At 60.4% G+C, this 12,039-nt stretch carries 10 protein-coding genes; 5 read left to right on the top strand and 5 right to left on the bottom strand.

All coding sequences use genetic code 11. The features are described from left to right. Nucleotides 1-109 precede the first annotated feature (109 nt). Together IEW17_RS02935 and IEW17_RS02930 are read left to right on the top strand one after the other, a co-directional pair. On the top strand, nt 110-1,447 hold the full coding sequence (locus tag IEW17_RS02935) for a peroxiredoxin family protein (protein ID WP_188560528.1): 1,338 nt from the start codon (nt 110-112) through the stop codon (nt 1,445-1,447). Between the two features lie 259 nt (nt 1,448-1,706). Then, on the top strand, nt 1,707-2,579 hold the full coding sequence (locus IEW17_RS02930) for a universal stress protein (RefSeq protein ID WP_188560527.1): 873 nt from the start codon (nt 1,707-1,709) through the stop codon (nt 2,577-2,579). Here IEW17_RS02930 and IEW17_RS02925 read toward each other — a convergent pair. Continuing rightward, on the bottom strand, nt 2,571-3,983 hold the full coding sequence (locus IEW17_RS02925; protein ID WP_188560526.1) for a cytochrome P450: 1,413 nt from the start codon (nt 3,981-3,983) through the stop codon (nt 2,571-2,573). The two genes, IEW17_RS02930 and IEW17_RS02925, sit on opposite strands and share 9 nt — an antisense overlap. Before the next feature lie 143 nt (nt 3,984-4,126). On the opposite strand from IEW17_RS02925, the gene IEW17_RS02920 reads away from it, so the two are divergent. After that, nucleotides 4,127-4,423, top strand: coding sequence for a hypothetical protein (locus IEW17_RS02920; RefSeq protein WP_188560525.1), 297 nt, complete (start codon nt 4,127-4,129; stop codon nt 4,421-4,423). Between the two features lie 200 nt (nt 4,424-4,623). On the opposite strand, the gene IEW17_RS02915 is transcribed toward IEW17_RS02920, so the two are convergent. Beyond that, entirely contained in the window at nt 4,624-5,631 is a 1,008-nt protein-coding gene (locus tag IEW17_RS02915; RefSeq protein WP_229748778.1) for a polyprenyl synthetase family protein, read from the bottom strand. A 125-nt stretch (nt 5,632-5,756) separates the two neighbouring features. Between IEW17_RS02915 and IEW17_RS02910 the strand changes: the two genes are divergently transcribed. Together IEW17_RS02910 and folK are read left to right on the top strand one after the other, a co-directional pair. After that, complete coding sequence (locus tag IEW17_RS02910; RefSeq protein WP_188560524.1) at nt 5,757-6,617, top strand: alpha/beta hydrolase family protein; 861 nt, start codon at nt 5,757-5,759, stop codon at nt 6,615-6,617. Next, nucleotides 6,614-7,111: a 2-amino-4-hydroxy-6-hydroxymethyldihydropteridine diphosphokinase gene (gene folK, locus IEW17_RS02905; protein ID WP_188560523.1), complete on the top strand. Its 498-nt coding sequence runs from the start codon at nt 6,614-6,616 to the stop codon at nt 7,109-7,111. Before IEW17_RS02910 ends, folK begins: the two co-directional genes overlap by 4 nt. Here the strand turns inward: folK and IEW17_RS02900 are convergent. The 3 genes from IEW17_RS02900 to IEW17_RS02890 form a co-directional block, all read right to left on the bottom strand. Next, entirely contained in the window at nt 7,082-8,371 is a 1,290-nt protein-coding gene (locus IEW17_RS02900) for a glycosyltransferase family protein (RefSeq protein WP_188560522.1), read from the bottom strand. The two genes, folK and IEW17_RS02900, sit on opposite strands and share 30 nt — an antisense overlap. 81 nt (nt 8,372-8,452) lie before the next feature. Further along, the gene (fabD, locus tag IEW17_RS02895) at nt 8,453-9,343 is read right to left on the bottom strand and encodes an ACP S-malonyltransferase (RefSeq protein WP_188560521.1); all 891 of its coding nucleotides are present in this window, start codon (nt 9,341-9,343) and stop codon (nt 8,453-8,455) included. Nucleotides 9,344-9,528: 185 nt separating this feature from the next. Continuing rightward, nucleotides 9,529-11,991 (bottom strand): T9SS type B sorting domain-containing protein, encoded by a 2,463-nt coding sequence (locus tag IEW17_RS02890; protein WP_188560520.1) that lies wholly within the window; start codon nt 11,989-11,991, stop codon nt 9,529-9,531. Between the last annotated feature and the right edge of the window lie 48 nt (nt 11,992-12,039).

Genomic DNA, 12,039 nt, shown 5'->3' with positions numbered 1-12,039 from the left:
TTCCCGCAGAGGGCGCAGAGGTTTTCGCAGAAGGCCGCAGAGGGTTCTGGCAACCTATTGGGGCGGGTGGTGGTTTGTGGGGCTTGTGTTTGCATTTTTGCGCTTACTTATGAAGACCTTCCCCATTCGCCTGCTGGCCTCGGCCGCTCTGGGCCTGAGCCTCGCGGCCTGTTCCTCGAATACTGACTCATCTGCTGAAAAGGTCGCTGCGGGCGGCACGGCGGCGGCTCCGCCCGTGCTTACGCCCGGCCCCTGGCGCGGGGCGCTGGCCACGCAGGGCCAGGAAATCCCGTTTCTGTTCGAGGTGAAAACTGAAGCCGGCAAGCCGGTGGTCTACCTTATCAACAAAGGCCTGAACGGCGAGGAACGGCTGCGCTGCGAGGAAATATCCTCGGCCGGCGACTCGACTACTATTCGGATGCACGCCTTCGATGCGGCCTTGGTGGTGCGCGCCGATGGCAAGGACAAGCTGAAAGGCACTTGGGTAAAGTATGATTCGAAGGAGTCGTACCGAGTGCCGCTGACGGCAACGGCGGGAGAGCAAATCCTTTTTCGTGAGGATGGTACAAACATTGGCAAAATAACACCTGGGCATCTGACTGAACTAACCAAAGGCGTAACCTATCGGGTAAACTTTAAGGATGATAAAGGGAAAACGTATCCGGCGGTTGGAATATTTAAGATACAGAATGGAGCAACTGGTACCTTTTTGACTTCCACGGGTGACTACCGTTACTTATCAGGCAGTATTGAAATGATTAAAAATGAATTTCGTTTCTCCCTCTCCACTTTTGACGGAAATCATGCTTTCCTTTTCCATGCACCCTTCGACAACGCTGGAAAATCATTCAAAGGCGACTTCTACTCCGGCAAGTCCGGCCACGAAACCTGGACCGCCGTGCTCGACCCTAAAGCCAAACTCCCTGACGCCGACACCCTGACCTACCTCAAAAAGGGCGAAAGCCGGCTGAATTTCAAATTCCCCAACGTGTTTGAGGGCGGGGCCGTCTCCCCCACCGACCCCAAGTACCGGGGCAAGGTGGTGGTGGTGCAAATCCTGGGCTCGTGGTGCCCCAACTGCATGGACGAAACCAACTTCCTGGCCCCGTGGTACGAGAAGAATAAGGCGCGCGGCGTGGAAGTAATTGGCCTGGGCTACGAGCGCAGCCCCGACTACAAAGTGGCCTCGGCCCGGCTGCGCGCCATGCGCGAGCGGTTCAACATCGGCTATGACGTGGCCGTGGCGGGCGTTTCCAACAAGGACTCGGTGGCGAAGTCGCTGCCGCAGCTGGCGAAATTCCTGGCCTTCCCTACCACCATTTTCCTCGACAAAAAGGGCAACGTGCGGAAGATTCACACGGGCTTTGCCGGGCCGGGCACGGGCAAGTATTATCAGGAAGAAGTCGCTGGCTTCAACCGCGAAGTGGATAAGCTGCTGAAGGAATAAGGCCGAAGAAAACGAGGCGATAAATTGGTTGCTACTTGGGGCGCGGTTCTGCGTAGACTGTGCAGCTATTTGAGTTAACAAAAATGGTCATGCTGAGCTTGTCGAAGCATCTCTACCGCGCGAGTAATTGATTTACTACTACGGTAGAGATGCTTCGACAAGCTCAGCATGACGTTCCAAGATGATTTTTAGCTGACTCAAACAGCCGTTAAGAAATCAACCGCCCGCTTTTCTTTCTTCACTTTCTCCCCCGTTTGCTATGCAAAATATCCTCGTTCCCACCGACTTTTCGGCCGAATCACACTACGCCTTCGAAGTGGCCCTGATGCTGGCCAAGCACACCGGCGGCACGGTCACACTGCTGCACGTGCTGGAAGCCCCTGAGGCTGCTACGGGTAATTTCAGCACGTACGGCGGGCCCGTGAACGGCGGTGAGCTACCCAACAGCGCGGGCGGTATCGACCAGATTTTCATGATTAAGCTGATGGAAGTCACCAAAAGCCGCCTCCAAGCCCTGAAACACGAAGCTCAAACCCTGGCCGCCGGTGTGCCGGTTAAAGATACCGTGGAAGTGAACCGCATTGGCAACGGCATTATGACCGCCATTGAGCGCCACGGCACCGATTTGGTAGTGATGGGCGCGCAGGGCCACGGGGCCATGGAGAATTTCTTCGTGAGCTCGAACACCGAACGGATTATTCGGCTGGCCCCGTGCCCGGTGCTCACCGTGAAGCATCAGCAGGCGCAGTTCGAGGTGCGTACCATCGTGTTTCCGTCCGATTTCACCGATGAGGCCGTCGGGGCCATTGCGGGCCTACAGCAGGTGCACGCCGCCTTCCCCGCTGCCACGGTGCACTTGCTGCACGTAGCCTCCGGCACCGACAGCCTCACCACCCAACAGCACCAGCAAGCTTTCGCCCAGCAGGCGCAACTAACCAATTTCCAAACCGGGGTAATAACGGCCGACAGCACCAGTGCCGGCATCGAGCAATATGCCAAGCAGGTGAACGCCGATTTGGTGGTACTCCCGACCCACGCCCGCTCCGGCCTCAGCCGCTTCCTGCAAACCAGCATTGCCGAAACCGTGGCCACCCACGCCTTCCCGCCGGTGCTCACGTACCACTTAGCGTAGCCGCAGCCGCACCTGAAAGTCGCCGCGCGGCCGCAGCGTGATGAGCGGCTGCATGGTCACGGCCGGTTGCCCGGCCACCCACTCTATATCGAAGCGGCGCAGCAGCTCCAGCGTCACCAGCTGCATTTCGGTGAGGGCAAACTGCATGCCGATGCACAGGCGTGGCCCGCCGCCAAAGGGCACGTAGGAGTTGGCCTGCACCGGCCGGGCGTGGCCGGGCGCGAAGCGGCCGGGGCGGAACTCCTGCGGTTCGGGCCAGTACTTCGCGTCATGGTGCAGGCCGTAAAAATAGAGCGAGAACAGGGTGCCTTGGGGGATGCGCAGGCCCTCGTACTCGTCATCGGCCAGGGCCACGCGGTCCACCATCCAGGCGGGTGGGTAGTGGCGCATGGCTTCCTGCACGGCATACAGAGCGGTACCCAAGCGCGGCAGGTCCTCGAAGGTAGGGGCACGGCCGGCCAGCACAGCGGCGGTTTCGGCTTGAATAACCTGGGCTTCGGCGGGGTTTTGGGCCAGCAGGTACGTGAGCCAGGTAAGGGCGTTGGCGCTGGTTTCGTGGCCAGCCACCAGCAGAATCAGGGATTCGTCGATAACCCGGTCCGGGGTCATGGGCTCGCCGGTATCCTCGTAGCGCACATCGAGCAGCATTTGCAGCAGGTCGTCGGGCGGCGGGGCACCGGGCTGGGCGTTGGCCAGCTGGCGATGCGCAATGACGCCGGCCAGCAGGGTGCGCAGCTCAGCGGCCAGCGCATCGTGATACCGGAACTGCCCCCGCAGCCGAAACCACGGCTTGAGGTAGGGCTGCCGAATGGAGCGCACAAAAAACGCCTGCATCTTGGTGATGAGCCCCGCCAGCCGGTCGAGCTCAGCCTCCGGAAAATTGGTACTGAACACTGAGCGGGCAATGATGCGAAAGGTGAGCCGCGTCATCAGCTCGTGCACGGCCACGGTGGTTGCGCCACCGGCCGCCGCGGCCTGAGCTACCAGCGGAGCCAGGGTTTCGGCCGTAATTTCCTGCATCAGCCCGGTGAGGCCCACCACCCGCTGCCGATGAAAACCGGGCTGGATGAGCCGGCGCTGCCGCAGCCAGTCGGGCCCCTCATTGGTGAGCAAGCCATGGCCCACATAGCGCGAAAACGAGTGCGTGAACTTCGATTTGGCGTAGTTGCGGTTGTTTTTCTGCAGCATGTGCTGAATCAGGCCGGGGTCGCGGGTGAGGATGCTCCGCTCGACCCCACCGATGTACAGCTCCACGGTATCGCCGTGCCGGGCCAGCACGGCATCGAGCACCGGCAGCGGGTCTTTGGCCAGCGCAAACGAGCGCAGCAGCGAGCGCCAGCGCGGCACCCGTGGCAGCAAGAACGAAGCTTTTGCGGCGGCGGCCGCCATTGTGGTTTCTCCCATTGCAACGGGCCGCAACCAGATGCAGCCACCAAAAATAGCTCGCCCCCACTGCCGGCTCATCTTTTTTCAAACCGGCCGCGTACAGCCAAGCAGGGCCCAGTCATTCTCAGCCCAACCATTCACGCCACCAACTATCTCGCCTTATGTGGATTCAGCAACAACCCAGCTCCCCTGCCCCGCTCGCCGACCTGCAGGGCCGCGCCGTCGGCCTCAAGTTTGAGTGCGAAAAATGCCACACCGAAGTCTTCACCGACCTCCTCGGCGTGCCCGCCCCCAACGACCAAGCCGACTCGCCCGAGCACGCCGATAACCACGAAATCGAGGAGATAAAATGCCCCGGCTGCGAAATAACCCATTCCCTGGAAGTCGACAGCTCCTTTGATGGCGTAACATTCAAAGTAAGCGACGCGAAAAACGTGAGCTACCAGGTAGCGGAATAGCTGTCATTTTGAGGACGAAGCAAACGAAGTTCAGCGGAGCTAATCCGTCCTGTGCTCAGCGACCAGTTTGATAAAGTGATAAGCTTTTTTTAAGACAAAAAAGGCCCCGGCTCATCTACGAGTCGGGGACTTTTTTACATCTCAGGATTAGGCGCTTTCACAGAACGAATTACTTCGCTGCGCTCGCAATGATAGCCGGGTTATTTCTCCCGCTCAATCGTATAATTAATCAGCTGTTCCAGCGACGTGCGGCTGGGTGATTCCGGAAAAGTATGCAGTATTTCCAGAGCCTCGTCGCGGTAGCGCTTCATGGTCTGAATTGCGTATTCCAAGCCACCCGATTTCTTCACGAATTCAATTACCTGCTGCACCCGGTCGCGGTGGCCGTCGTTATTTTTAACATTGAAAATAACTTTGCGCTTTTCCAACCAGGAAGCTTGCTGGAGGGCATATATCAGCGGCAGCGTCATCTTTTTCTCCTTGATATCGATGCCCACGGGCTTCCCAATTTCAGCCGTACCGTAATCAAATAAGTCGTCCTTAATTTGAAACGCAATTCCTACTTTTTCGCCAAATAATCGGGCGCGCTCAATGGTGTCTTTATCGGCCCCGACGGAAGCGGCACCTACGGCCGTGCAGGAGGCAATCAGCGACGCCGTTTTTTGCCGAATAATGTCGAAATAAACGTCTTCGGTAATATCTAATTTGCGCGCTTTTTCAATTTGCAGCAATTCGCCTTCGCTCAATTCGCGCACGGCGTTGCTCACGATTTTCAGCAGGTCGAAATCATCGTTTTCGAGGGCTAATAATAAGCCGCGCGACAGCAGATAATCGCCGACCAGTACGGCAATTTTATTTTTCCAGAGCGCATTAATCGAAAAGAAGCCGCGGCGATAATTGCTTTCGTCCACCACATCGTCGTGCACGAGCGTGGCGGTGTGCAGCAGTTCGATGAGCGCGGCCCCGCGGAAGGTGGCATCGGGTAGCGGGTCGCCGGAGGCGGGCTCTGGCCGGGCGGCGCGGGCCGTGAGAAACACAAACATCGGCCGGATTTGCTTGCCCTTGCGCTTCACGATGTAGCCCATTATCTTATCGAGCAGCAGCACCTTCGTGCGCATCGACTGCCGGAACTTGTGCTCGAACTCTTCCATTTCGGCCGCGATGGGGGCCTGAATCTGGTCGATGGATAAGGGGGGATTGTGGGGCATTGCGGCGACAATAATACGGCAGAACGGCGGAGAGGCCAGCAATACGAGCCCAACCTTTCGAGTTAGTTGCGAATTATAGCCGTGGCGGCACTCCATTGGCGACGCTTCGCCCCTACCTTCGCCGCATGCTCACCCACGCCTCTTTTCTGCTCACCGGGCCCGCCCACGGCCGGGCCTTCGAGGCCGACGCCACCTATCGGCCCGATGGCCAGGCCAAGCCCGTGCTGCTGTTCGTGCACGGTTTCAAGGGATTCAAGGATTGGGGGCATTTTCCGTTGCTAGCCGATTTCTTTGCGGAGCAGGGCTTTGTCTTTGTCAAGCTGAACCTGTCGCACAACGGCATCGTGGTGGGTGGCTCCGGCGACCTGGAGGACCTGGACGCGTTTGGTCGCAATAATTTCAGCATTGAGCTCGACGATATTGGCCAGGTGATTGACGCGCTGTTTATCCCCGGCAGCACGCCCGTACCCGCCTCGGAGATGAATTTGAGCTGCTTTTTTCTGGCGGGCCACAGCCGGGGCGGCGGCCTGGTGCTGCTAAAAGCTGCCGAAGATTCCCGGGTGAAAGCCGTGGCTACCTGGGCCGCAATTGCCGAAGTGCACCCCCAGTGGCCCCAGCCCATGTTTGATGAATGGCAGCGCACGGGCGTGCTATACGTACCCAACACCCGCACCGGCCAGCAGCTGCCGCTGCACTACCAAATTGTGGAGGATTACCACACCAACCGCGCGCGGCTCGACATTCCGCACAACGTGCGCCGTAAGCTGCACCAACCCCTGCTTATCGTGCACGGCGACCAGGACGAGACAGTGGCCGTGGACGCCGCCCACGCCTTGCACCGCCTCAAGCCCCGAGCCGAGCTGCTGCTCGTGTCCGATGCCGGCCACATGTTTGGCGGCGCGCACCCCTGGCCGGAAACCGAGCTGCCTGCCCCTGCCCGCCACATTGCGGAGGCCACGGCAGCATTTTTTAAGCGCCAGGGATGAGCTCGCTAGTGCTGGCTTACCTGCTGCTGGGCAGCAACCTGGGCGACCGCGCCGCGTTACTCCGCCAGGCCCGCGCCCGGCTGACCGCTACTGCCGGAGTCATTGAGGCCGAATCGGACCTCTACGAGACGGCCGCCTGGGGCCGCGAGGACCAACCGGCTTTCCTCAATCAGGCCTTGGCAGTTCGAACGGCTTTATCCCCGGCCGGCCTGCTGGCCGCCTGCCTGGCCACGGAGCAGCAGGCCGGCCGCGAGCGGCGCGAACGGTGGGGCAGCCGCACGCTGGACGTCGACATTCTCTTTTTTGGGGAAGCAATTATTGCTACGCCCGCACTCTGCGTGCCGCACCCGCGTCTGGCGGAGCGCCGCTTCGCTTTGGTACCGCTGGCCGAAATTGCCGGTTCGCGGCAGCACCCGCAGCTTCGTGAAACCATTGATACGCTACTCGCCCAATGCGCCGACCCGCTACCGGTCGTGCGCTGGACCGGGGAATGAGGCAGTTGTAAGCGGCGTCACCCGCCGTAAATCGAGTGCCACGTGCCCAACCCGCACTGCTGCACCGAGCAGCCAGATGGCCAGCAGCGCCCTGCCCAGCCAACGCGACCTGCTAGCTGGCCACGCCGCCAGCACGAGCACCACCACGGGCGCAAACAGCACGCTGGCGTACCGCTCCGCGTCGTGAATGCCGGCGGCGCTCTGGGCAAAAACCGTCAGGGCCGCTACCAATACAACCAGCGCCAGACTGGCTCCCCAAAGAGTTTGCAGCAGTAAGCGGTTATCAGGTTCAGTACCGTTCATCGGCACAGCTGATGTTACTGCAACAGTAATTGAAACAGCAGAATTGGGTTCGTTAACAGGTTGCTCCGTCTGCTTGCGTGGCCACAATAGCGCGAAAAGCCCTACCAGTACGGCCGCCCACAGCACATCGGGCAACAAAACACGCCCCGTGGTGGGCAACGGCAGCAGCCAGCGGCTCAATACAAAGCCGTAGTCGGCCCCGGAGCTTAGCAGCTGACTCCAGCCCCGGCTGGGGTGGTAGCGGCTGGGCCCGGCCACCAGCAGCGCATACCACTGCCAGAGCACCCCACCAGTCCCGCTCACCACCAGATGCAAAAGCAGCTGCCCGCGGCGAAGCGACGACAGCCGCTGCCACGCGCTAAGCAGCAGTACTCCCACTCCTGCCAGCAGAAACAGCCCCAGCGTACGCTGCAACGGTAGCAGTAACCCAACAGCCGTAGCCGCCGCCCACCACGACCACCGCCCGGTGCGCAGCCATTGCCACAATGCCACGGCATAAGCCCCAAACAGCAGCAGGAAAACACTTTCGGCCCACACAAACTTGCTCACCAGCAGCCAGGGCGTACCCAGCGCCAGCAGCACTGGCATCACCAGCGCCCGCCGGGGCGGGAGCAGCTGCCGGCCCAGCCAACTCCAAAGCAACAGGCTGCCCAGCAAACAGGCTCCATGCAATACCCGAACACCTGCCAACGAGCCCATAGCCCGCAGCAGCATCGGATACAGCGGTGGCCAGTGGCGGTACGGCGTACCGTCAGGATTGAGCAGGAACCCGGTAGCACGCAGCGTTTGGGCGGCATGCAGGTAATAGCGCGAATCACCGGTGCCGGCCAAGCCGAGCGCGGTGACATAGCCAAATAGCGCTAATTGCAGCAACCCGGCCGCTACCACCAGCCCCACAAAGGGCCACCAGTAGCGCCGGGCGGCGGCGGAGACAACGAAAGCCGCATTGGCCATCATAGACAGTGATGAAATGTAGCGCGAACTTTTAGTCCGCGCCCAAGCCCCGTTCAGCACGCGGACTGAAATTCCGCGCTACTGCTAGAAGTTGCCAACCGTAGCCGTGGGCACTATTTTCTTCACCAGACCTTGCAGCACTTTGCCGGGGCCACACTCCACGAAGTCGGTGGCCCCATCGGCGGCCATGCGCTGCACCAGCTGCGTCCAACGCACGGGGGCCGTGAGCTGAGCCAGCAGGTTGGCTTTGATTTCGGCGGGGTCAGTGTGGGGCAGGGCGTCTACGTTCTGGTACACGGGGCAGCGGGCGGGGCTGAAAATCGTTTTCTCGATGGCGGCAGCCAGTGCGGCGGCGGCGCTTTGCATCAGCGGCGAGTGGAAGGCCCCGCCCACGGGCAGCGGCAGGGCGCGCTTGGCACCGGCGGCTTTCAGAGCTTCGCAGGCTTGGACCACCCCTTCGGCCGAACCGGAAATAACCAGTTGGCCGGGACAGTTGTAATTGGCCGCTACCACAACGGGACCCAGGCTGGTGATTTCCTGGCAGATGCTTTCCACCACGGCGTCATCGAGGCCCAGGATGGCCGCCATGGTGCCGGGCTGCTCCTCGCAAGCCGCCTGCATGGCCTGGGCCCGGCGGGCCACCAGCGGCAGCGCATCCTCGAACGTGAGGACGCCCGCCGCCACCAGAGCCGAAAACTCGCCCAGCGAATGCCCGGCCGTGCTGGCCGGCTGAAAGCCCGGCCGGGCCACAAACTGCGCCAGCGAATGCACAAAAATCGCGGGCTGGGTTACGTCGGTACGGCGCAGGTCCTCGTCGGAACCGCCAAACATGATGTCGGTCAGGCTGAAGCCCAGGATGTCGTTGGCCTGCGTGAGCAGCGCCCGGGCATCAAGGTTTTGGTCGAACAGCTCGCGGGCCATGCCGGGAAACTGGCTGCCCTGGCCTGGGAATAATACAGATGTAGACGGATTCATCAGATTTCGTGAATTAGGGATTTGCGGGTGGTTGAGGGAACGAGTGCGGGATTTACTCCCAGTACCCAAATCGGGCGCAAGCTGCACAAAAAGCCGCATTGCCCAAAAAAAGCGGAGCGAGCCAACTGGCCCGCTCCGCTAAATCATCCATTCACAAGACTCGAATCAGTGCCCTAAACCCGTGATTAACGGATAATTTGGACCCAGCCCTTGTACGTGCGCTTGGTGTTGGCAAAATCGGCAAACTCCACTTCGGCTAAGTAATAGTAGATGCCATCAACCACCTTGGCACCGGTGCCGTTGGACTCACCTACTGGCCCGCCGCCATCCCAGTTGATGAGAATGCGGTCCGCCGAAGTCGTGGTGTTCTCAAAAACTTTCACGCCCCAGCGGTTGAAGGCCTTGAAGTGAATGCTCCGAATGGGGCTGTTATTCTTCGGCCGGAACACGGCGTTCTGGGCGTCGCCGTTGGGCGTGAAGATGTTGGGCAGCTTGAAGAACACGCAATTGTCCTGGCAAGCCACGTTGCTCGTATCGCTCCGCACGCCACTCGGCGCGATGGCCTGCACGGCGTAGCACCCGCCCGAAAACATCAGGTCGCTGTGCACAAAGCTGGGGAAGGAAGTATTGCCGATGAGGGCAAAGGCTCCCGTGGGAGTCGGCCGGTAGTACACGTTGTAGCTGGCAATGGTGGCATCGCAACCGGTGGGTAGGTTGCCAAGCGTCCATTTCAGGCGGTTGGAATACCGTTGGCTCAGCCCCGGAAATTCCTGCAGAGCAGCCAGACTATCGCAGTTAGTGGTTTGCAACGACAATATCGGGGTGCACGGCGGACTGCTGAGCACCAGGCATTTCTCCTGGCTCTTGTTAAGGAGTGAACTCAGGAAAGCAAGTGCGGCGTAGCGGCCGTTGGTCTGCACGTAGTAGCAATAGGTTTCGCCCTTGCGCAAGGTGGGGTCACGGTCGGTGTAGGTGCCGCCGGTAGCGGTGCTGGTGGCCGTACCAACGACTACGTAAGGGCCAGTGCCGCCCCTGCGGCGGTACACGGTGGTGGGCTGGGCGGTGTTGTCCCAGGGCACGTTATAGGACCAGCTCACCGTTACGGCCGTGGCCGCGGGGTTGGCGGGTACCGCATTGGTGCGCACACTGGTAGCCGTGGGCGACGTTTCGATGATGGGAGCCGTGCCACCCGCAAACGAGCGCACAAACTGCAGCCGGTACGTGTACTGCAAATTCTGGGTATTGAGCCCGGAGTCGACATAAGATGTATCGGTGATGGCCGTGAATGGAGCCCGTACTGGCACAAACGTGCTGGGATTAGCGCCCTCACCGCGCGAGAGAACGTACGACAAGGTACCGGTGAACCCACCCGCAGCCGTGGTACGGGGCTTGGTCCAGCGCACCGAAATCTGCCCGGCGGTGGTGCTGGTATTTTCCACATCCACGTTGGTCAGCAGAGCGGCCCGGCCGGCCACGACCACGCAGGCCTCCTGCGAGGCAATGCTGTTTCCTCCCGCCGGCAGCGGAAACTCGGCGTAAATGCGGTAGCAATAGGTCTGGCCCCGTTCGAGAGTTACTGTTCTATCCGTAAAGCCAGTGCTGTCCTTCGGTACGGTACCGATTCGCGTGTAGCCCGCCGAAGCCGGAATCCCGGTGTCGCAAGGTCCCGGCACAAAGTTGGAAGTATTCAGCTTTCGATAAATATGAATTTGCGCGGCGTTGGCACACTCGTAAAGGCGCCATCTTAGGCGCACCCCGTTCGATAGGTCAATGGCCCGTAAGTTCTGGGGCGCGGGCCCCACCACCGTAATGCTCCACGTCTGCTCATCAATAAGAATGGGGTTGGTGGGCGAAACCGGATTGGGCGAATCCTGGGCCTTGAACACGACCAAATAAGGTAGCCGGGCCACGTTACTACAGTCGGTTTGCCAATTGAAATTGCCGCGGGCCATGGGCGGGCCAGTCTGAGTTTGGGTAAACGTGGCGGGCGGAATGATGCCCGAATAAGCAAACAACGAAATCGGAGTCTGGGGGCTGACCGGCGACGACGCATCAACGGCCGTAACTACGCCCGTCACGCGTTGCCCGGCCACCACGCACAGGTCTGCCGGAATCGTGATGGCTGGGCGCAGGTTCACGCTGGCTGTCACAATAATCTGCATGTCGCGAATCACCGTCCCGATAAGACGCTTAGAAAGGGCCGTACGGCGCCATTCCTCTATTAAAATGGCCACGTTGTAGGTGCCACTAACCACGGGGGCGTTCCAGGTAAGCTGCCCAGTCCGCTCATTGATAACAAACAGTGCCGGACCGGGCGCGGCGGGCGGCACGGTAACCGGGGTAGTCCCCGGCGTCACGAGCGGGTCGTTGGGGTAGCGGTAGTTGGGGCAAATCTGGGGAGCCGGGGTATTATTGCCGGTAGCGCCGCAGGACGGACCCACCGTGCCATCCACGCCCAAAGGCACTTGCTGGCAGGTGCGCAGCTTAAACGAGAGCGAGTCGCCATCCGCATCGAAAGCGGCAGGGTTGTGCAAAAACACCTGCCCTACGGCACCTCGGTCAACCGCCGGGGCCGTGAGCACCGGCGAGCGATTCCGGCCCAACGCATCATCAAGCGTGATGCGGGTGCTTATCCTATGTTCAGACACGACCTCTTAATTTAGGTCAATGAAGGAAAGGAGTGGAGTAAGATTCTA

This window comes from Hymenobacter frigidus, assembly GCF_014640435.1.
Taxonomy (GTDB): domain Bacteria; phylum Bacteroidota; class Bacteroidia; order Cytophagales; family Hymenobacteraceae; genus Hymenobacter; species Hymenobacter frigidus.
The sequence above is the reverse complement of the archived record's forward strand: the minus strand, read 5'-3'. Positions and strand labels throughout refer to the sequence as shown.

Bases quoted from the DNA above. Each gene is read 5' to 3' on its own strand.
- IEW17_RS02935 (WP_188560528.1), top strand. From the start codon at position 110: ATGAAGACCTTCCCCATTCGCCTGCTGGCCTCGGCCGCTCTGGGCCTG.
- IEW17_RS02930 (WP_188560527.1), top strand. From the start codon at position 1,707: ATGCAAAATATCCTCGTTCCCACCGACTTTTCGGCCGAATCACACTAC.
- IEW17_RS02925 (WP_188560526.1), bottom strand. From the start codon at position 3,983: ATGGGAGAAACCACAATGGCGGCCGCCGCCGCAAAAGCTTCGTTCTTG.
- IEW17_RS02920 (WP_188560525.1), top strand. From the start codon at position 4,127: ATGTGGATTCAGCAACAACCCAGCTCCCCTGCCCCGCTCGCCGACCTG.
- IEW17_RS02915 (WP_229748778.1), bottom strand. From the start codon at position 5,631: ATGCCCCACAATCCCCCCTTATCCATCGACCAGATTCAGGCCCCCATC.
- IEW17_RS02910 (WP_188560524.1), top strand. From the start codon at position 5,757: ATGCTCACCCACGCCTCTTTTCTGCTCACCGGGCCCGCCCACGGCCGG.
- folK (WP_188560523.1), top strand. From the start codon at position 6,614: ATGAGCTCGCTAGTGCTGGCTTACCTGCTGCTGGGCAGCAACCTGGGC.
- IEW17_RS02900 (WP_188560522.1), bottom strand. From the start codon at position 8,371: ATGATGGCCAATGCGGCTTTCGTTGTCTCCGCCGCCGCCCGGCGCTAC.
- fabD (WP_188560521.1), bottom strand. From the start codon at position 9,343: ATGAATCCGTCTACATCTGTATTATTCCCAGGCCAGGGCAGCCAGTTT.